Below are 19841 nucleotides of genomic sequence, written 5' to 3' on the forward strand. Positions count from 1 at the left end.
AGCCTTAGGTTTAACTTGAAACTTTGCCAGAAGAGGAACAAAATCCCTACGTAATTACATAGTACGTATCATGTTACGAAATCGTAGGAGCAAACATGGCCCGGGGTGGTATCAACAAGGCGGTAGTGCAGCAGGCGCGGCAGGTGCTGATCGCCCGGGGTGAGTACCCCAGCATCGATGCAGTACGTATCGAGTTGGGCAATACAGGCTCGAAGACCACTATTCATCGTTACCTGAAAGAACTCGAAGGGCACAAGCCTGCGGCCCTGCAAGGCCAGGCGGCGCTCAGCGACTCGCTGACCCGGCTGGTAGCGCAATTGGCCGCGCAGGTGCAGGAGGAAGGGGACGCCCGCATCGAGCAGGCCGAAGCCGCGTTCAACGAGCAGCATCAACAGCTTGAGGCGCAGTTACAGCTGGCCCAGCAGGCACTGGCAGCCGCTCACCAGCAACAACAGATCCAGGCCGCGGCGCTGGCTGCCGAATCAGAGCGCCTGGTCACCGCACAGAACACCCTGCAGGCCGAGCAGTTGCGCAGCGCCAGCCTCAACCAGTCGCTGGGCGAATTGCAGGTGCGCCTGGCCGACAAGGAAGAGCAGGTACGCTCGCTGGAGGACAAGCACCGCCACGCCCGTGAAGCGCTGGAGCATTACCGCAGCGCCAGCCGCGAACAGCGCGAGCAGGAACAACGCCGTCACGAAGCGCAGACCCAGCAGTTGCAAGTTGAGCTGCGCCAGTTGCAGCAAGGCATGATCGTCAAGCAGGACGAACTGACCCGCCTGCACCGCGACAACGAAAGGATGCTCGGCGAGCACCGCCAGGCCAACAGTGAATGCAAGGTCAAGGACGAGCTGCTCGAGCAGCGCGACGCGCAGATCCAAGGCTTGCGGACAATCCTCGCGCAGGCCCAAGGCGCCAGCGATGAGATGCGTCGGCAGCTGCAAGCGCAGACGCAAAGCCTGGAAGCCCAGCGTGGGCTTTGCGCCGAGCAGGGCAGGCAGTTGCAACATCTGCAGGATGAACTATTGAAACGCGACGATGCACTTCAGGCATGCCGGGCGCAGCTGATGGTGAGCAATTGAATCAAACTTCCTGAGGCTTCTGTGTTCTTCCGTAGACATTCCCGGGAGAGCGCATCATGAACAAGACCGAGCAACATCCACAGGGCCCGCATTCCTCAGACCACGCAAACCGGGAAGAAGACCTCGGTTTCGACCCTGACTCACCCGACCTGGACGACCCGCAGGTTGACCCACAAGGGCCGGCCAAGCCGCCAAGGGACGTGGAAAAATCAGACCACAAGCGCTAACTTGACCCGCCCCATCGCCGATTCCCCGGCGATGGGGCGGCAGGGTATCAACCCTCCACTTGCTTGGCTGCCTCGACGCCTGCCGATGACAGCTTGATCGGATAGCTCACGCTGATCTGATGGTCATCGTCGATCGCCACGGCGCCATCCTGGATCAGGCCATGCTCCTGCAGGGTCTTGAGCATGCCAGCAACGGCTTTCTCGCCGCGATAGTTATCCAGCAGCTCCTTGCCCAACCCTTGCGGGTGGGCGTGCAACAGGCGGGTCAGGATTTCGCTTCGCAATGCATCGTTACTCATGAATGGCCTCCTGTGGTGGAGCGGTCACTTGCCGTGGGTGGCCTGGAGTGCCTTGGCCTGTTCCAGGTGGTGTTCGAGCGTTGGCAAGGTTTCGCTGGCAAAGGCTTTGAGTTCAGGCTTGTCGGAGGAGGCCGCTTCTTTCTTGAACAGCTCCACAGCCTTTTCGTGGGCCTCGACCTGGTTGTTGACGTAGGACTTGTCGAACGACTCGTCACGCCATTCGAGGATCATTTTCTTCACCTTGTCGGTCAGCGCTGCTTCATTGGGCACGCTGATGTCCAGCTTGCGGGCAATGTCGCCGAGTTTCTGGTTGGCCTTGGTGTGGTCGGTGACCATTTGCTGGGCAAAGGTCTTGATCTCGGCGTTCTGGCTTTTTTCCAAGGCCAGGTTACCGGTGACAGTCTCGGCGATGCCCGACTCGGTGGCGGCTTCGACGAAATCATCCGACGTGGCGGCCACCGCCTGTAGCGATGCCATGCCCAGAACCAGCGACAACCCAGCGCGTTTGATGAACAGATTACTCATGCCTGACTCCTTGTAACGTTGGCGCGACCTCAGTGTCGCGTACGGTTGAGCCGGGCTTGTTGTCAAAGGTTTAGTTTTTCTTGGCACCGGGCGACCAGCGCCAGGCGCATTGCACACCGCCCTGATAAGCCATGCGCGCGCTCTGTTGCCAGAATGCCCTGCAACCTTGCTCCGAGGTGCTGTTCATCAAGCACCTCGAACCCGTATCGCGCATAAAAGGGGCCATTCCAGGCCACTTGCGCAAAAGTGGTCAATGTCAGCTCCAGGGCACCCCGATGCCGCGCCACGGCACACGCCTGGTCCAGCAACTGCCTGCCGATACCTTGCCCCTGCGACTGCATCCGTACAGAAAGCTCGTGCACATGCAGCGCCTGGCCTTCCAGGCTCAGGCACACAAAGCCCAGGGCCTGCCCTTGATCATCCTCGGCCAACCAGCTGCCATGGTCGTCAATGAAGGCCTTGTGCGCCTTTTCGTCCAGCCCCTCGGCACTTGCCAGCCAGGCCAGTTCGGGCAGCCGCAAGAACGCCTGTGCGGCTGATTGCTCGACGGCAATCAGTTGGGCGATGTCTGGGAGCAGGGCGGGGCGCACGCGCATTGAAAGTCCTCCATGGGCAGGCATAGTATCGATTAATCCGCCGCCAGTACCTGTGGCTGCAACTGCCAGCGCACCGAGCTGACGCCCTTTTCCAGGCTCACCCGGCCTACCAGCCGCTCCAGTTGCGCCGGTGCCTGTGGGTTGCCGAGCAGTTCTGCGCGCACTTCCAGGCGGGCCGGGTTGGCCAGGTCTTCACTGTGCAGCGATTGCAGGCGCAACTGTGGGTCGCCCAGGCTGTGCAGCATCAGGCTACGCACCTGGATCTCATCTTCGGCGCGGCAGACGATGCGCACCTCGAAACGTTGTTCGACCTCACTGGCTGGCAGCACCTCCTGGCGGTCGAGGCGCTGGGCGATTTCACGCAGCAGGATGTTGGCACACAGCACCATCAGGCTGCCAAGTGTTGCTTCAAGCAACAGCCCGAGGCTGCACAACACACCGACCGCGGCGGTGCACCAGAGCGTGGCGGCGGTGTTCAGGCCGCGCACGTTGAAGCCGTCGCGCATGATGACCCCACCACCCAGAAACCCAATGCCGGAGACCACGTAAGCGGCCACCCGCGAGGCATCGTTGGGCGCCATGCCAGGCACCGTCTGGGTCATCAGCACGAACAGGCAGGCACCGGTGCTGACCAGCGCGTTGGTGCGCAGCCCGGTCAGGCGCTGACGCAGTTGACGCTCGGCACCGATCAGGGCACCGAGCAGCAGGGCAATGCTGACGCGCAGCAGAAAGACTTTCCAATCCATAGCAAACCTCTTCCACGGGCACACGCCCGCACGGTTGAATAACCAGAAAATGCGCAGGACCACGAAAGGAAAGAGGGGAAAGCCTTCAAAGGCTGGAGAATTCCACCGCCTGGCCAATGGCGAGACAGTGGCAGGAAGCTGCCGGACTAGCTCGCCGTGTGGGCCTGTCGCAAGCGACTGGGGCTACTGTCCAAAGCAGGACTCCTGTTCAGGGATGCGAAATTGCGCCGCGGACCTTACGCCGCCAGCCACAGAGGGTCAAGGGCAAAAACATGACAAGGGATTCATCCGGAAATGCCCTACAGCCGGTCACGCCTGCATGGAAATAAACCTGGGTAATCGGTACGCTTGCGCCATTCTCTGCCATACCCCGGACCGTTACATGCTGTTCAATCTCACCGTGCTGCTCGGCACCCTGGTGGCCATGGAAGGTGTCGGCACACTGGCTCACAAGTACATCATGCATGGCTGCGGCTGGTGGCTGCACCGCTCGCACCATGAGCCGCAGCTGGGCATGCTGGAAACCAACGACCTGTACCTGGTGGCGCTGGGCCTGATCGCCACGGCGCTGGTCGCCCTGGGCAAGGCTGGCCATGCGCCATTGCACTGGGTGGGGGCTGGCGTGGCCGGGTATGGGGTGCTGTATGTGCTGGCCCACGACGGCTTGTTTCACCGGCACTGGCCGCGCCAGCCGCGGCCAGTCAACCGTTACCTCAAGCGCCTGCACAGCGCTCATCAGCTGCACCACGCCGTGAAGGGGCGTACGGGCAGCGTCTCGTTCGGCTTCTTCTACGCGCCACCGCTGAAGGTGCTCAAGCGCCAGTTGCAGGCGCGGTTGCCACGCGACCGCGGCTGACCCACCAGCCGAACCCTCCTGCCGTGAAGAACATGATCAGGCTGTACAGCGCCGCCGGCACGGCCATGGTGGGGTTGTTCAGCAGCGATGGGCTCAGCGCCAGGGCGATGGCCAGGGTGCCGTTATGGATGCCGATTTCCATGCCGATGGCGATGGCCTGGCGCTTGGGGATGCTCAGCAGGCGTGGTACCCAGTAGCCGAGCGTCAGGCTGATCAGGTTGAACAGCAAGGCAGCCAGCCCCACCACCGGGGCATATTCGACGACGGTCTGCCAGTCCTTGGCCAAGGCCAGGATGATGATGAAGGCCAGGAACAGCGCCGCCACCAGTTTCATCGGTTTTTCCATGCGGGCGGCAAAGCGTGGTGCCCAATGGCGGATCAGCATGCCCAGGGCCACCGGCAGCAGGACGATGGCAAACACCTGCATGACCTTGGCAAATTGCAGTGGAATCGCCTGGTCCGATGCCATGAACCAGGCCAGCGAAAGGTTCACCAGCAGCGGCATGGTCAGGATGGCGATCAACGAATTGACCGCTGTCAGGGTGATATTCAGCGCTACATCACCGTGGGCCAGGTGGCTGAACAGGTTGGCGGTGGTGCCGCCCGGGGACGCCGCCAGCAGCATCAGCCCGACCGCCAGCGCCGACTCCAGGCCAAAGCCATTGGCGATCAGGAAGCACACCAGCGGTAACAGCAGGATCTGGCAACACAGGCCGACCACCACCGGTTTCGGGTATTTCACCACGCGGGCGAAATCGGCCAGTGTCAGTGACAAGCCGAGACCGAGCATGATGATGCCCAGCGCCAGAGGGAGGAACGCAGTCAGCAGCGGTGAGGCGGTCATGGGCAGGCACTCGGGCAAAGGATCCAGGCAGTCTAGGCCGGCCTTATGGGCTAGCTAATCGCAATGCGCCAGTACTTGGTAACCGTTTGTTACCGGATTCCCGGCAACCCTTGCCGCACAGCGTCTGCATGCCGCGTTGCGATAGGCGCCCCGGCGCAGTAGCATGCCGCTTTTGCCGAGGATTAGCCCGTCATGCCGTTCCAGCAAGGTCTGCTTGCCACCCCTGTGCCGGCCCACGCCCGTCACCTGTTCTTCGCCCTGCAGTCGCCCGAGGCGCTGCCTGGCGTACTGGATGTATTGCTGCCGCAGGTGGATGGGCAGAAGCTGATCCTTGGCATCGGTGCCCCCTTGGTGAAAGCCCTTGGTCGTGACGTTCCCGGCCTGCGCGCCTTCCCGCAGCTCGATGCCGCCGTGGAAAACCCGAGCACCCAGCATGCCCTATGGCTGTGGCTGCGTGGCAACGAGCGTGGCGACCTGCTGCTCCAGGCCCAGGCACTGGAGCAGGCACTGGCCCCGGCACTGCGCCTGGCTGACAGCGTCGATGGCTTCCTCCACCGCGGTGGCCACGACCTGACCGGTTACCAGGACGGCACCGAGAACCCGGTAGACCAAGAGGCTGTGGACGCCGCCATTGTTGCCGGCGAGCAGCCGGGCCTGGCCGGTTCCAGCTTCGCTGCCTTCCAGCTGTGGAAGCATGACCTGGAGTACTTCAAGTCACTGCCCCAGGCCGACCAGGACAACATCATCGGCCGCCGTCTGAGCGACAACGAAGAACTCGACGACGCGCCGGAATCGGCCCACGTCAAGCGCACCGCCCAGGAAAGCTTCGAGCCAGAGGCCTTCATGGTGCGCCGCTCGGTCGCCTGGGCCGACAGCCGTGGTGCAGGCCTGGCGTTCGTCGCCCTGGGCCACAGCCTGGATGCCTTTGAGGTGCAACTGCGGCGCATGAGCGGCCTGGAAGACGGCATCATCGATGGCCTGTACCGCTTCAGCCGGCCGCTGACCGGTGGCTACTACTGGTGCCCACCGATGGCCGAGGCGGGTGTGGACCTGAGCGTGCTGCTGCAGGCCTGATTACAAAACATCCAGATACAGAATCACCCGCCAGCGCAGGGTATAGCGGCTAGCCTTGAAGTTTCCGACTTATGACGGGAGCTTTGCCATGTACAAGCGTCGCGATGTACTACGCGCTGGTGCGGCTTTAGGCCTTGTAGCCGCTAGCCCCTGGCTGCAGGCCGCCAACTCCGGTGGCTTGCTGACGCGCAAGGTCCCGGCCTCTGGGGAGGCCTTGCCGGTGATCGGCGCCGGTACATCCGGCAGTTTTGAGGTCGAGGCCGGCTCCGCCGAGTATCAGCAGCTCAAGAGGGTGCTCAAGGCGTTTTTCGAGAGTGGCGCCAAGGTCATCGACACTTCGCCCAATTACGGTGGCGCCGACCGCATTCTCGGCCAGCTGCTGGAGGAGGGCGGCTGGCACCGGCAATGTTTCATCGCCACCAAGATCGCCGCCGACAGCCGGGCCGATGCCGAAGCGCAATGGGCCGGCACTATCAAGAGCCTGCGTACCGACAAGGTCGACCTGCTGCAGATTCACAACCTGCGCGACTGGCAGACGCAACTGCCCTATGCCCGTGAGCTCAAGCAGCAGGGCAAGACCCGCTACGTCGGCATTACCCATTACCTGAACAGCGGCCACGAAGACGTGGCGCGCATCGTGCGCAGCGAACCGCTGGACTTTATCCAGATCAACTACTCGGTGAATGCCCCACAAGCGGCACGCGAGCTGTTGCCGTTGTGCCAGGACAAGGGCGTCGCCGTGCTGATCAACCGTGCTTTCGACGACGGTCGTTTGTTTGCCAGGGTCAAGGACCAGGCCTTGCCCACGTGGGCCGCCGAGGCCGGTATCAGCAGCTGGGCGCAGCTGTTTCTCAAGTTTGCCATCAGCCATCCGGCGGTGACCACGGTCATCCCCGCGACCGGGCGCCCGGAGCGCCAGCTGGACCAGCTCAAGGCAGGGCATGAGCCTTTGCTCAACCAAGCGCAACAGCAGGCGCTGATCGAGCAGTTCACCTGAGGCCGTGGGCAACTGGCGCAAGCGCTTGGGCCAAGGGCTGAATATCCAGCCCGGCGAGGCCCCGGCAGTACTCGCCGGGCTGTTGCTGTTCTACCTGCTGTTCACCGGCTATTTCATGCTGCGCCCGGTGCGCGAAACCATGGGTGTGGCGGGTGGCGTCGAGAACCTGCAGTGGCTGTTCACCGGTACCTTCATCGCCACCCTGGCCTGCCTGCCATTGTTCGGCTGGCTGGCCTCAAAGGTACGTCGCCGACACATCCTGCCCTGGACCTATGGTTTCTTCGCCAGCAACCTGTTGCTGTTCGCTGCGCTGTTTGCCGTGAATCCAGAGGACTTGTGGAACGCCCGGGCGTTCTACGTCTGGCTGTCCGTGTTCAACCTGCTGACCATTTCGTTGGCCTGGAGCGTGCTCACCGACCTGTTCTCCAGCGAGCAAGGCAAGCGCCTGTTCGGCCTGCTCGCCGCCGGGGCCAGCCTGGGAGGCTTGAGCGGGCCGATTCTGGGCACGCTGCTGGTGGCACCGCTGGGACACGCCGGGCTGGTGCTGCTGGCCGCACTGTTTTTGTTGGGCAGCGTGATCGCCTGCGTCGTATTGCAACGCTGGCGCGATCGCAACCCATTGCCTGCAGCGAATGAACCACCCACATCGCGCCCCTTGGGCGGCAATCCCTTTGCCGGCGCGACGGCCGTACTGGGTTCCCGTTATCTGTTGGCCATTGCCTTGTTCGTGCTGCTGCTCGCCAGCGTCAGCACCTTCCTGTACTTCGAACAGGCGCGCATCGTCAGCGAAACCTTCACCGATCGTACCCGCCAGACCCAGGTGTTCGGCCTGATCGACACCGTGGTGCAAGCGCTGGCGGTCCTCACTCAAGTTTTTCTCACCGGCCGGCTGGCCAGGCGCATGGGGGTAGGGGTGTTGCTGGTGGCGGTACCGCTGGTGATGGCGGCCGGCTTCGTGTGGCTGGCCCTGGCGCCAGTATTTGCCGTGTTCGTGGTGGTAATGGTGGTGCGCCGGGCCGGTGAGTATGCGCTGGTGCGGCCGGGCCGCGAGATGTTGTTCACGGTGTTGCCAGCCGAAGACAAATACAAGGCCAAGAATTTCCTCGACACCGTGGTGTACCGCGGTGGCGATGCCCTGAGTGGCTGGCTCAAACGCGGCCTGGACCTGCTGGCCGATCACCCGCAACTGGCAATGTTGATCGGTACCGCGCTGGCCGTGGGCTGGGCGTTTACCGGCGCCTGGCTGGGAGGGCGACAGCGCCAGGCGGAAACGGCTGTTGCACCAAATAAACCGCCGCCGCTTATTTAACGCCACCGGTCCGAACCCTTCGCAATAAAACGAATCCCCCGATATCGCCGAACTCCGACCTTATGTACGGCGCAGTGCCGTTCACACTTCGAAAGCCACAAGAGGTTAGAGACCATGGCCAACAAAGATAACAGCCGCACGGGCAGCCAGGGTGGCAACAAGAACCCAGGCAATTTCGCCAACGACCGGGAAAAGGCCTCCGAGGCCGGCCGCAAAGGCGGCCAGCAATCCGGTAGCGGTAGTGGTAGCGGCCGCAGCAGCAGCGATTCGAGCCGCAAGGGCGGCCGTTCGTAAGTGAGCCAACGCAGTGCCAAGGCGACTTGGCACTGCGCTCCACCGGTACGGGAGGTTCCCATGCGTGTGACACCTTTGATCGCCTTGTTGGGCAGCCTGGTATTGCTCGGCGGCTGCTTCGACCGCGACAACAATCACCCGGGCAAGAACAGCGATCCAACCAAGCCTTCTGTTCAGATGCAGCAACCTGCGCAAAAGCCTGCACCGCAGCCTGCGCCAGACCCACAACCGATGCCGCAGGAAGACCAGCGCCAGTAAGCTGCAAGAGGAATACGGCATGACCGTGATGACCTGCAACACCGCAGCATCGATCCCGGCCCTGGCCGATGACACCAGCCTTGCCAGGCGCTATCAGGGGCTTCTGTCAGGCGACGACGCAGATAGCCGTCAATGGCTGGCAGCGCGCCTGGCCGAGGTCAGCACTGCTGCTGACGACCTGCCCGATACGCCGAGCGAACTCGATGCCTGGAGCGCCCGCCATGCGGCGCGGGTTGCCCGTGACCATGCGTGCTACCTGGAGCAACGCCAGCAAGGTGCTCCGCGCCGCTATTTTGCTAATCGCTCCCAGGCGCTCTGGTTCTTGCAGCAAGTGGCGCCGACCAAGGCTGTCGACGGTGCCTGGTTGCACGCGACCCTGCATCACTGGCAAGACCCCCGTTATCACGGCCTGATTCGCACGTATCTCGAAGAACTGGGCGATGGCGACCCGCGAAGCAATCATGTGCTCATTTACCAGCGCCTGATCAGCCGCCTGGGTTGCCTGGAACCGCTCCCACTGGACGATCAACAGTACCTGCAAGGCGCCTTGCAGCTCGCGTTGGGCCATTACGGCGAAAGCTTCCTTGCGGAGGTGATCGGTTACAACCTGGGCTATGAACAGCCCCCGCTGCACTTGCTGATCACCACCCACGAACTGGCTGAACTGGGCATAGACGGTCACTATTTTCAATTGCATGTAACGATCGACAATGCCGCCAGCGGTCACGCCCAGAAGTCTATCCGGGCAGTGCAGCAACTCTGTCCGCAGGGCGACCCCGAGGTGTTCTATCGCAGGGTGCGTCACGGCTATCGGCTGAATGACCTGGGCACCGATACGCCCAGCCTGATCAGCCGTTTCAACCTGGAGGGCGAATTGCTTGCGGCCCTGGAGCGCAAGCGCCGCTTCGGCCAGTTCATGCATGCCGACCGCTGCCGTCTGCAACAACGCACGGTGAACCAATGGCTGGCCGAACCCGGCGCCTTGCCGGGCTTTCTCCAGGCATTGCAGGCGCAAGGGTGGATCAAGCGTGGACAGAACCCAACGCAGAGTCGCTGGTGGTCGCTGATCGACGGCCCGAGTGCGCCCATGTTTGGTGTGTTCAGCGCCTATGAAAAGCAGCTGTGGCACGACTGGATCGCGGCTGACTGGCAGGCCCCGCTGCGCCGGGTGCTGCCCGGCAGCTGGATGCCGGATGTGCAGGCATTACCGGGCAGCGACGGGCTGGACGGTGGCAGCGAGAGCATCGACAGCCTGATCGCTCGCATGGCCGGCAACCAGCATGCCCAGCCACAGGGCCTGCGCGCCACTCGCGCCTACATTCGTGCCACCGGCCTGGCCCAGGAGGGCCCACATTGATGATGCTCGATTCCCGACAGGTTGAGGCCGACGAGGCTTTGTTGCAGCTCGGCCGTCGCTTGCGTGCCGACGGCTACCGATTTACCTGCGTGACGCCGGCAACCCAGGCGATCAACAACGCCCGCGAGGGGGCTGAGCATGCCAGCACCCTGCGCGATGTGTTTGGCTGGAGCCGGGCATTCCCGCCCTCGCTGCTCTCGGCCGACGAACTGCAGCAGATGCGTGCCGCACAGGTGCTGAACGAGGAAGGCAGCTGGCTGCGCAGCCGCGTGCGCTGGTCGAGCCTGGATGACTTGCTGCTGGTGCACTCAGCCTATCCGACCGACGCCAGTGATGCGGTGTTCTTTGGCCCTGACAGTTATCGCTTCGCCCACGTCATCCATGACCACCTGCAGCGCTGCCCGAACCGCGTGCAGCACGCCGTCGATATCGGCTGTGGCAGCGGCGTGGGCGCACTGGTAATCGCACGGGCGGCGCAACAGGCCCAGGTGAGTGCCGTCGATATCAATCCGCTGGCCCTGCGCTACACGGCGATCAATGCAGCCTTGGCCGGCATCAGTAATGTGACGGTCGAAGCGAGCGACCTGCTCGAGGGCATCAGCGGCTATTTCGACCTCATCGTCGCCAACCCGCCGTACATGCTCGACACTGGCCAGCGCACCTATCGTCATGGCGGCGGGGCACTGGGCGCGGACCTGTCGCTGCGCATCGTCGAACAGGCCCTGGAGCGCCTGAGCCCCGGGGGGACGTTGCTGCTGTATACCGGCGTGGCCATCGTCGAAGGCCGCGATGGCTTGCTCGAAGCCATCCGCCTGCGCCTGGCCGGCCCGAAGTGGGCGTGGGTCTATCGGGAAATCGACCCGGACGTGTTTGGCGAGCAATTGCTCGAGCCGGGCTATGAACGGGTCGAGCGCATCGCTGCGGTGGCGCTTACCGTAAACCGCAGTAGCTGACCCCGCATGCACCGGCCCTGCACGTTCGGCATCGAGGAAGAATACCTGTTGCTGGACCTTGCCAGCGGCCGCCTGCTGACCTCGCCGTCACAGCGTGTGGCCAGGCGTTGCCGTGAGGTGGCTGGCGAGTACTTTGCCGAAGAGATGTTCCGCAGCCAGATCGAAGTCGCCTCGCCGGTGTTCGGCAACCTGCATGAGGCACGGGGCTTCTTCCAGGATCATCGTCAGCGCCTGAGTGCCAGCCTGGCCGAGGAGGGTGTGGGCCTTTACTGCGCGGCCAGCCACCCCAATGCGCCCTGGCAGCGGCAGCAGCCCAGGGCCACTGCGCATTACCGGCAGCTGTTCGACGACTACCAGCAGGTAGCGCGGCGCAGCCTGCTCAACGGCCTGCATGTGCATGTGGGTGTGCCGCCAGGTTGTGATCGCATGCAACTGATCAATAACCTGGTGTACTGGCTGCCCTTGCTGCTGGTGCTGAGCACGTCGTCCCCCTTGTGGGCTGGGCAGAGGACCGGCTACATGAGCTATCGGCGCGTGATGTGCGGGGAGTGGCCCCATATGGGCCTGCCCGAGCCCTTGCTCGACTGGGGCGCCTATGAACGCTACCGCGCGTTGCTGCAACGCACGGGCGCACTGGCCAAGGACGGTGATTTCTGGTGGGCGATCCGGCCGTCCAGGCGCTACCCCACGGTGGAACTGCGCATCTGTGATGCCTGCCCGGCGCTTGAAGATGCACTGTGCCTGGCGGCGCTGTTCCGCCATCTGGTGGAGCAAAACGTGGCGAGGCACCGCGCTGCGCCTGCGCTCAGCCGCGAACTGCGCTGGATCACCCAGGAAAACTACTGGCGCGCGATGCGCCATGGACGCTTTGCCGAATTCATTGGTGTGCATGAGCAGCAACCGGTCACCGCGCTGGCCTGGCTGGGCCAGTTGCAGGCGCAGTTCGAGCCGGATACGGTGGACGCCGAGCGCGCTTACCAACATGCCCGGCTGATCCTGCAGCAGGGCACCAGCGCCGACCGCCAGCTGGCGGCCCTGCAGTGCGCCTTGGCCAATGGCGCCAGCGCTGCGCAGGCCTGCCAGGCCGTGGTCAGGCAGGTGGTCGCGGCTGGGCTTGCATTCAGCTAACGAATGCCGACAATGGCTGCGCCCCTCGCCAGCCATTCGGACCCACCGCACCATGATGCTGAACAAGCAGTTCCCCGACATTTCCCTCGCCGACACCCTGTTCGTTTTCGCCCTGGAGGCTGAAGCGGGTGATGTCTTTGCCGAGGTGAACACCGTGTTCACCGGCATCGGCAAGGTCAATGCCGCCATCGCCCTGACCAAAGCGATCCAGCAACGCCGTCCGAAGCTGATCGTCAACCTCGGCTCGGCCGGCAGCCAGCGCCATGGCAAGGGCGAGGTGGTGTGCTGCACGCGCTTCGTGCAACGCGACATGGACGTGACTGCGCTGGGCTTCGCCCGTTACCAGACGCCGCTGTCGAACATTCCGGTGCTGCTGGAACATGGCCAGACGATCCCCGGCCTGCCAGTGGAAACCTGCGGCAGTGGCGACAGCTTCGAAATCAACCATGGCGACGCCCCTTACGATGTGGTCGACATGGAAGCCTACGTGTTCGCGCTGATCGCGCGCGATGAAGGCATTCCGTTCGTGTGCCTGAAGTACATCTCCGATGACGCCGGCAGCGATGCGGCGGACGATTGGGCGGTGCAGGTGCATTTGGCGGCCGAGGCGTTCAAGCGGGTGTTGTTCACCCAGGCCGGCTGACCATCAGGGCAACGCGAATAAACCTTTACCGCGTCAGGCAGTCACTTCAGGTATGAGGCTCATCTTGAGCCTGGGAGGTGTTGCCAATGGCCAGGGCTATCTGGAAAGGCGCGATCAGTTTCGGACTGGTGCATATACCGGTGTCGCTCAACACCGCGGTGCGCACCGAGCGGGTCGACTTCGACTGGCTCGACAAGCGCAGCATGGAGCCGGTGGGCTACAAACGGATCAACAAGGTCACCGGCAAGGACATCGACAAGGACAACATCGTCAAGGGCGTGGAGTACGAGAAGGGCCGCTACGTGGTGATCAGTGAAGAAGAGATCCGCAAGGCCCGCCCCGAAGCCACGCAGACCATCGACATTTTCTCGTTCGTGGAAGCTGCAGAAATTCCCTTGCAGCAGTTCGACACGCCGTATTACCTGAGCCCCGACAAGCGCGGCGGCAAGGTCTATGCGCTGCTGCGCGAAACCTTGGCAAGTACCGGCAAGGTGGCGCTGGCCACGGTGGTGCTGCATACCCGCCAGCACTTGGCGCTGTTGCGCCCGCTGGACGATGCGCTGGTGATGATTACCCTGCGCTGGCCGGACGAGGTGCGCGGGCTAGACAGCCTGGAGCTGGACAAGAGCGTGACCGACAGTAAACCCGACAAGCGCGAACTGGACATGGCCAAGCGGCTGGTCGAAGACATGAGCGGGGCGTGGGCGCCCGATGAGTACCACGATGCGTTTCGCCAGACCATCATGGACCTGGTGGAAGAGAAGGCCAGCAAAGGTAAGATCGCCGTGGTGGACAAGGGCGAGGGTGGGGCTGCAGAGAAGGGGGCCGATATCATCGACCTTACCGAGCTGCTCAAGCGCAGCCTGGGTGGCAAGGCATCGCGCAAAGCGGCGCCCGAAAAGAAACCGGCCAAGCGCTCCCGCAAGGCATCGTGATGCCTGTTCCGGCCTTATCGCGGATAAAACTGCGATAAGGCCGGAACAGGCAGCTAAAGACTCGCCAGGTAATCCCCAAACCCCTCCCGGGCCCGGCTATCGATGCGGCTACTGGTGGCCACGCTGTGCCTGGCGGTCCAGACGATCTGTGCCCCGTCCGCCTCAAGATCACGCACCAGCTGCACATCCTCATGCGCCGCCAGCGGTTGAAACCCGCCAACCCGCTCATAGGCGCGGGCACACACCCCCAGGTTGGCCCCATGGATATGCCGATGGCCCTCTCGCGCCTCATACCGGCTGAGATACAGCTTGCGCAGCGCCGCCCGTTGCCAGTTTTGCCAGCGGGCGACATGCACTGTGCCGCACACCACCTCAGCCGTGCAGGCCAGTTGTGACAGCAGCCAATGCACAGGCACCTGGCTGTCGGCGTCGGTGCAGGCCAGCCAGCTTGCACCGCGCTGCAGCATCCATTCGGCCCCCAGGCGGCGCGCCATGCCAACGCTTCCAGCCTCGACTGCGAGCACGTCGACATCATACCGAGCGGCCACCTTGGCGCTGCCATCGACACAGCGATCGAGAACCACCAGCACGTTCACACCGTGGCCTGCCTGCTTCGCCACGGCCACCGCTGCGGCCATGGCTTTCAAGCAGCGCCCGAGGCGGCGTGCTTCATTGTGCGCGGGGATCACCACACCGATCATGTGCAGGTCTCATCCAGGTCGACCACACTGGGCTGACATGACCAGTACTCGAGCACGAAGTCGGCCTCCTCGTGCCGGTAGACCGCGAACAGTGGCAGGTGCTTGGACAGCAACTGGTGCACCTCGCGGCCATCCTGCGGGCAGCCGGCGATCGGATGCTTCCAGTGGCAGGCCAGCAGGCCGCCGTCATAGGTCAGGCTGGCGACCGACTGCTCAATGACCTGCAACCAATCGGTGGGATCGAGGTAATAGCCCACTTCGCTGAGCACGATCAGGTCGAAGCGCCCCCCCGGCCAGTCACCTGGCAACCTGGCCAGTTCAATCGATGCATTCGGCACATCGGCCAAGCGCTCTCGGGCAAGCGCCACTGCCGTTGGGTCCAGGTCCTGACACAACAGTTCGGCGCAGCGCTCGGCCAGCAAGGCACTCAGTTCGCCATTGGCGCAGGCGGGTTCGAATACCCGCTGGTAGCATTGGCGCGGCAGGCTGGCCATGACCAGTTCACGTTTGCGTTTTTCATACCAGCGGGTACGAAACGCCCACGGGTCTTCATTGCTGGCATACAAATCGGCGAAATACTGCGCATCGAGGCTCATGACGACTCCATCTACAGAAATACCAGTTCGAAAGGTTGCAGCAGGCAGTCCAGTAGCCTGGCTGGCAGCACAGGCGGGCGTGGGCCGTCGGGTTGCAATTGGCTGACATGCGCGGCCAGGGCCTTGCGCTTGCGCGCCAGGGCGGCCTCGTCGAGCTCGATGCGGTGGGCACGGGGCCAGGGCAGGCGCGGGTCGTCCGGCTGCGCCCAGTGCCAGGCCCATACCGGCACCTCAACCAACTGCGCCTTGCGCGCCAGGGCGGCCTGGGCCGCCGCCCTGCCAACGGCCTCATGGTCGCAGTGACCGTCGTCGCGCCAGGTGGCCATCAGCACATCATCGGATCGCAGCGCCTGGGTCAGGTGATTGACCAGGAAGGCTTCCTCGCGAGGCAAGCCGCCGTCTTTCAGGTTCAGCCTGCGCCAGTTCAGGCGGTTGAGGTCCAGGTCGAGCTGCTGCAGGGCTTGGCGGCTTTCCAGCGGGCGCTGCCGACGCAGGCGATGCTCGGTCCAGTATTCGGAACTGGGATGGCTACCTTCGCCGTCAGTGGCGGCAATCAGCAGCAAGTCGTCTTCGCGACCGCGAAAGTGCGTCAGCAACCCACCGGCCATGAGGATTTCATCGTCCGGATGCGGTGCGATCAGCACCAGGCGACGCCCGGGTGGGCACAGTTGCTGGGGGCTTATCCAGGTGGCGCGCGCCAGGCGCGCGGCCTGTTGCCACTCGGCCCATGGGGTGCCTTCGCTGGACTGGATCAGGTTCGCATTCATAGCTTCCAGGCTCCTGCAGGTACTTGTGCCAGTTGCTCACCCAGTGCGGCCAAGTCGCGTTCGGCGTGGCTCTGGCGAAGAAATACCGGCAGGTCAGCGCTGAGCCTGGCGAAATGGCTGTTGCGGCAGAACGGTGTAGCCCCCAGCGCACGGCCTACGTGGTTGATCACCTGCTCGACCGCGTGTTCGACCTGAGCGCGAGTGCGCCGCACCTCGAAACTGGCGTCGGCGTCGGGCTGTCGGTCTATCCAGGCGGCGCATTCGCGCAGCGCCGCGCGAGCGCCGAACAGGGCCGCGTCCACCGCACCGAGGTGGGCATCGGCATGGGCGTCGGGGCGGGGCTTGCGACAATGCGCCCGCAAGTAGTCGGCCAATGCTTCGGCGGCGCCGTACCAACAGGCGGCAATGCCTGCGCCGCCATGCCAGAAGCCAGGGCGCGACAGATACTGCCCGGGCTGGCCGATGGCGATGCCGACGGTGTTGGCGAACGTCACCTCGATGCTCGCGGTGGTTGCCATGCCCACGGCCTGCCAGCGGTCGATACTCAAGCCTTGGCTCGGCTGTGCCAACTCGATCGCCACCAGTTGTGGCTGGTCGTCATCGGCCCAGGCGGTAATCAACGCCCGGTCGATCTGCAGCGCACCCGAGCACCAGGCCTTGCGACCGGTCAACAGCACCTGGTCACCATCGCGCGCGACAATGCGCGCCCGAGCGTCTGGGTGTTCCGCTGCCCAGACGCCCCAGGTGCCTTCTGCCACCCGATGCGCCGCGCCACACTCAGCGAGTATCGCGAGTGCGTCGGTATGGCCTTCGTAGAGCTTGGCCAGCGCCAGGTCGCAGCCGGCCACCCGCGCCAGGGTCTGCCAGCGGCGCAGGGTGTTGCCTTGCCCAGGCAGTGGCAGCAGGTCCAGGTGGTCGGCCTTGAGTGCCTGGATCAGTTGCGGCAGCTGGGTGTCCAGGTTCAGGGGTTGCGGCCGCTCACCGAAGGTGCGCAACAGCCGGTCGAGGTTGTTGAGGTCGAAATCCTGGATGATGCTCATGCCATCCCCATTTGCTTGCGCATGCCTGCGGTGATCGATTGGCGGACTTTGGCAATGTCGGCCCAAGGGTCGTCGACTTCAGCCAGGCGTTCATGCAGGTTGCCGATATGCCATTGATTGGCGCCCTTGAGCTGGGCCAGTTCTTCACGCCAGATCGGCACCGACACCGGCAGGCCTTCGCGGGCGCGCAGGGAATAGGCGCTTACCGTGGTGGCGCCTTTGCCGTTGCGCAGGTAATCGATGAAAATCTTGCCGACCCGGTTCTTCGGGCCTGAGACGGCGCTGAGGCGGTCGGGGAACAGCCTGGCCAGGTAGTCGACAATAGCGTGACTGAAGTCTTTGACGTCATCCCAACCGGCACGACGGGTCAGGGGCACCACCAGGTGAATGCCTTTGCCGCCACTGGTCTTGAGGAACACCTTCAGGCCCAGTTCGTCGAGCAGGGTAAGGGCAAGCTGGGTCGCTTCGAGCATGGCCTTCCACGGCAGCGCGGGGTCGGGGTCGAGGTCGAGGACGAAGCGGTCGGGCTTGTCGAAGTCCTTGTCGGTGGCATTCCAGGTGTGCAGCTCCAGCATGTTCATCTGCACGGCGCCCAGCAGCGTATCGGGGCGGTTGATGACCATTGCGGCCTGACCGGCTTCGGCTTTGTCGTAACTGAGCACATGGGGAAGGTGCAATTGCCCGGCGTTCTTCTGGAAGAACAGCTCGCCAGCCAGGCCTTCCGGTGCACGCACCAGGGCTACGGGGCGGTCCTTGAGCTGCGGCAGTATCCACTGGCTGACTTCGGCATAGTACTCGGCGATCTGCCGCTTGGTGGCGCCGATGGTGGCGTCGATCACCCGCTCGGGGTGGCTCAGGCGCAGCTCGCCGAGGTCGCCTGGCAGGTCGGTTTGCTTGCGTTTGGACGCAGATTTGCCGGGCATGGCACGCTCCAGGTCGATGGTGGTGGCCGGCTTGTCGTCGCGCAGCCCGTGGAACACCGAGTGGCGCACCACGCCATCGCGGGTCATCTGGGCATAGGCAACCTCGGCCAGCAACTGCGGCTTGAGCCAGTGCACGCCACGGGCTTCAGCGCCGGTTGGCGGCCTGGATAGGGCGGGCTTGGCAATTTCCAGGGGTTTGAGGCGGGCGTGGATGGTGTTCAGTGTGGTGGCACTGAAGCCGGTGCCAACCTTGCCGGCGTAACGCAACTCGCCGCTGTCATTATCGTGCAGGGCCAGCAGCAGGGCGCCAAAGCCGCTGCGGCTGCCTTTAGGGTCGGTGAAACCGACGATCACGAATTCCTGGCGTTGCTTGCACTTGAGTTTTACCCAGTCGGCGCTGCGCCGGCCGACGTAGGGGCTGTCGGCCCGTTTGCCGATCAGGCCTTCAAGTTCCAGGCGGCAGGCGCTGTCCAGCAGCGAGTCGACCGGCTCGTCGAAATCTTCGGAATACCTCAACACATCCGATTCATTGTGTTCGAGCAACGTGCGCAAGGCCTCGCGGCGCTCCTGCAGCGGCACCTGGCGCAGATCCTGGGCGCCGAGGTACGGCAAGTCGAACAGGTAGTAGCTGATCTGTTCGTCGTGATCGGTGTCGAAGGCGTTCTGCAAGGCCTGGAAATCAGCCTTGCCACTCTCGTCATTGACCACCATCTCGCCATCGAGCCAGGCCGAATCCACACCCAGCGCACGCAGTGCGGCAACTTGCCGGGGCATCTTGGCGCTCCAGTCGTGGCCATTGCGCGTGAACAGGCGGATATCGTCACCTTCGATGCGGGCGAGGATGCGATAACCGTCGAATTTCACTTCATAACGCCAGTCGCCGCCGGGGGGCGAGTCGACCAAGGTGGCGAGTTGCGGTTGCAGGTGTTCAGGCAACGCGGCCTTGACGGCGCGGTTGGCCTTCTTGCGGCTGGTATGGGCTGCTGAGCGCGGGGTGTTGGCTGCGCGCCGAGGCACCAAGGTACGGTCGCTGAGTACGCTGTCCGGCTGGGCCTCGACGATGCTGTACTCAGCTTCGCTGCGCGCCTCGCCATCGTGCGACTTGACCAGCATCCATTGCTCCTGCTTGCCGGCCAGGTGGGTGCGGAACAGGTTCCACACACCGTTGAGCTTTTCGCCCTGCAGGCGAAAACGCAACTTCCCCTTGGCGTAGGCCTGGTGCGCATCGCCTTCAGGTTCCCAGATGCCGCGGTCCCAGACGATCACATCGCCTGCACCATAGTGGCCCTCGGGGATATTCCCCTCGAAATCGGCATAGTCCAGCGGATGGTCTTCGACATGAACTGCCAGGCGCCGCACCTTCGGGTCAAGCGATGGGCCTTTGGGTATTGCCCAGCTTTTCAGCGTGCCATCCAGTTCCAGGCGAAAGTCGTAGTGCAGGTGGCTGGCATCGTGTTTCTGGATGCAGAACTGCAAGGCGTGGGCGCGCTTGCCCCGCTTGCGCTGGCCGCTGGGCTCGGGCGAGGCGTTGAAGTCACGCTTGCGCTCGTATTCTGCAAGGGGCTTGGCCATGGCAGGCTCCAGGGGATTGAGTGTCTGTAGATTGGGAGGAGGCCGCCCGCACGGTAGTTCAAAAAAACTCTGAATCATCCGCAGCTTGGCGGAGTCGACCGTGTGTACCGGACCGATGGAGA

General features: G+C 63.6%; 23 protein-coding genes. 13 read left to right on the forward strand and 10 right to left on the reverse strand.

Annotated features, from left to right (window positions below):
* Positions 1-95 precede the first annotated feature (95 nt).
* Entirely contained in the window at positions 96-1079 is a 984-nt protein-coding gene (locus ABE528_RS02330; RefSeq protein WP_346652048.1) for a DNA-binding protein, read from the forward strand.
* A gap of 56 nt (positions 1080-1135) precedes the next feature.
* Positions 1136-1306: a DUF6021 family protein gene (locus tag ABE528_RS02335; protein WP_346652049.1), complete on the forward strand. Its 171-nt coding sequence runs from the start codon at positions 1136-1138 to the stop codon at positions 1304-1306.
* Positions 1307-1353: 47 nt separating this feature from the next.
* On the opposite strand, the gene ABE528_RS02340 is transcribed toward ABE528_RS02335, so the two are convergent.
* From ABE528_RS02340 to ABE528_RS02355, 4 genes are all read right to left on the reverse strand, one after another.
* A complete protein-coding gene (locus tag ABE528_RS02340) occupies positions 1354-1605 on the reverse strand; it encodes a hypothetical protein (RefSeq protein WP_152957471.1) in 252 nt (83 codons plus the stop codon).
* A gap of 24 nt (positions 1606-1629) precedes the next feature.
* Complete coding sequence (locus tag ABE528_RS02345; protein ID WP_346652050.1) at positions 1630-2130, reverse strand: DUF4142 domain-containing protein; 501 nt, start codon at positions 2128-2130, stop codon at positions 1630-1632.
* A 62-nt stretch (positions 2131-2192) separates the two neighbouring features.
* Entirely contained in the window at positions 2193-2726 is a 534-nt protein-coding gene (locus ABE528_RS02350; RefSeq protein ID WP_346652051.1) for a GNAT family N-acetyltransferase, read from the reverse strand.
* A gap of 32 nt (positions 2727-2758) precedes the next feature.
* Positions 2759-3472 (reverse strand): MgtC/SapB family protein, encoded by a 714-nt coding sequence (locus ABE528_RS02355; protein ID WP_346652052.1) that lies wholly within the window; start codon positions 3470-3472, stop codon positions 2759-2761.
* Between the two features lie 382 nt (positions 3473-3854).
* Here ABE528_RS02355 and ABE528_RS02360 point away from each other — a divergent pair, with 382 nt between their 5' ends.
* Entirely contained in the window at positions 3855-4328 is a 474-nt protein-coding gene (locus tag ABE528_RS02360; RefSeq protein ID WP_346652053.1) for a beta-carotene hydroxylase, read from the forward strand.
* On the opposite strand, the gene ABE528_RS02365 is transcribed toward ABE528_RS02360, so the two are convergent.
* The gene (locus ABE528_RS02365; RefSeq protein ID WP_346652054.1) at positions 4285-5172 is read right to left on the reverse strand and encodes a bile acid:sodium symporter family protein; all 888 of its coding nucleotides are present in this window, start codon (positions 5170-5172) and stop codon (positions 4285-4287) included. The two genes, ABE528_RS02360 and ABE528_RS02365, sit on opposite strands and share 44 nt — an antisense overlap.
* Positions 5173-5364: 192 nt before the next feature.
* On the opposite strand from ABE528_RS02365, the gene ABE528_RS02370 reads away from it, so the two are divergent.
* The 10 genes from ABE528_RS02370 (at position 5365) to ABE528_RS02415 (ending at position 14120) form a co-directional block, all read left to right on the forward strand.
* Complete coding sequence (locus ABE528_RS02370; protein WP_152957465.1) at positions 5365-6246, forward strand: Dyp-type peroxidase; 882 nt, start codon at positions 5365-5367, stop codon at positions 6244-6246.
* 88 nt (positions 6247-6334) lie between these two features.
* Positions 6335-7243: an aldo/keto reductase gene (locus ABE528_RS02375; RefSeq protein WP_346652055.1), complete on the forward strand. Its 909-nt coding sequence runs from the start codon at positions 6335-6337 to the stop codon at positions 7241-7243.
* A gap of 4 nt (positions 7244-7247) precedes the next feature.
* Positions 7248-8552, forward strand: a complete 1305-nt coding sequence (locus ABE528_RS02380) for an MFS transporter (protein ID WP_346652056.1) — start codon at positions 7248-7250, stop codon at positions 8550-8552.
* Between the two features lie 114 nt (positions 8553-8666).
* Complete coding sequence (locus ABE528_RS02385) at positions 8667-8846, forward strand: KGG domain-containing protein (RefSeq protein WP_152957463.1); 180 nt, start codon at positions 8667-8669, stop codon at positions 8844-8846.
* Positions 8847-8906: 60 nt separating this feature from the next.
* Positions 8907-9104, forward strand: a complete 198-nt coding sequence (locus tag ABE528_RS02390; protein WP_152957462.1) for a hypothetical protein — start codon at positions 8907-8909, stop codon at positions 9102-9104.
* Positions 9105-9123: 19 nt separating this feature from the next.
* The gene (locus tag ABE528_RS02395) at positions 9124-10461 is read left to right on the forward strand and encodes an iron-containing redox enzyme family protein (protein WP_346652057.1); all 1338 of its coding nucleotides are present in this window, start codon (positions 9124-9126) and stop codon (positions 10459-10461) included.
* Positions 10461-11414: a class I SAM-dependent methyltransferase gene (locus ABE528_RS02400; protein WP_346652058.1), complete on the forward strand. Its 954-nt coding sequence runs from the start codon at positions 10461-10463 to the stop codon at positions 11412-11414. Before ABE528_RS02395 ends, ABE528_RS02400 begins: the two co-directional genes overlap by 1 nt.
* 6 nt (positions 11415-11420) lie before the next feature.
* Complete coding sequence (locus ABE528_RS02405; RefSeq protein WP_152957459.1) at positions 11421-12542, forward strand: carboxylate-amine ligase; 1122 nt, start codon at positions 11421-11423, stop codon at positions 12540-12542.
* Positions 12543-12594: 52 nt separating this feature from the next.
* Positions 12595-13185: a nucleosidase gene (locus tag ABE528_RS02410; protein WP_152957458.1), complete on the forward strand. Its 591-nt coding sequence runs from the start codon at positions 12595-12597 to the stop codon at positions 13183-13185.
* An 86-nt stretch (positions 13186-13271) separates the two neighbouring features.
* The gene (locus tag ABE528_RS02415; protein ID WP_152957457.1) at positions 13272-14120 is read left to right on the forward strand and encodes a Ku protein; all 849 of its coding nucleotides are present in this window, start codon (positions 13272-13274) and stop codon (positions 14118-14120) included.
* Positions 14121-14173: 53 nt separating this feature from the next.
* Here ABE528_RS02415 and ABE528_RS02420 read toward each other — a convergent pair whose 3' ends face one another.
* The 5 genes from ABE528_RS02420 to ligD are packed head-to-tail and all read right to left on the reverse strand — an operon-like array spanning position 14174 to position 19719.
* Complete coding sequence (locus ABE528_RS02420; protein WP_346652059.1) at positions 14174-14821, reverse strand: glycosyltransferase; 648 nt, start codon at positions 14819-14821, stop codon at positions 14174-14176.
* Complete coding sequence (locus ABE528_RS02425) at positions 14818-15417, reverse strand: class I SAM-dependent methyltransferase (RefSeq protein WP_152957455.1); 600 nt, start codon at positions 15415-15417, stop codon at positions 14818-14820. The genes ABE528_RS02420 and ABE528_RS02425 overlap by 4 nt, the downstream gene beginning before the upstream one ends.
* Positions 15418-15428: 11 nt before the next feature.
* Entirely contained in the window at positions 15429-16184 is a 756-nt protein-coding gene (locus ABE528_RS02430; RefSeq protein WP_152957454.1) for a PIG-L family deacetylase, read from the reverse strand.
* The gene (locus tag ABE528_RS02435; protein WP_346652060.1) at positions 16181-17224 is read right to left on the reverse strand and encodes an acyl-CoA dehydrogenase; all 1044 of its coding nucleotides are present in this window, start codon (positions 17222-17224) and stop codon (positions 16181-16183) included. The genes ABE528_RS02430 and ABE528_RS02435 overlap by 4 nt, the downstream gene beginning before the upstream one ends.
* Positions 17221-19719: a DNA ligase D gene (gene ligD, locus ABE528_RS02440; protein ID WP_346652061.1), complete on the reverse strand. Its 2499-nt coding sequence runs from the start codon at positions 19717-19719 to the stop codon at positions 17221-17223. The genes ABE528_RS02435 and ligD overlap by 4 nt, the downstream gene beginning before the upstream one ends.
* Between the last annotated feature and the right edge of the window lie 122 nt (positions 19720-19841).

This window comes from Pseudomonas sp. TWI628 (genome assembly GCF_039673865.1).
In the GTDB taxonomy this organism is placed as follows: domain Bacteria; phylum Pseudomonadota; class Gammaproteobacteria; order Pseudomonadales; family Pseudomonadaceae; genus Aquipseudomonas.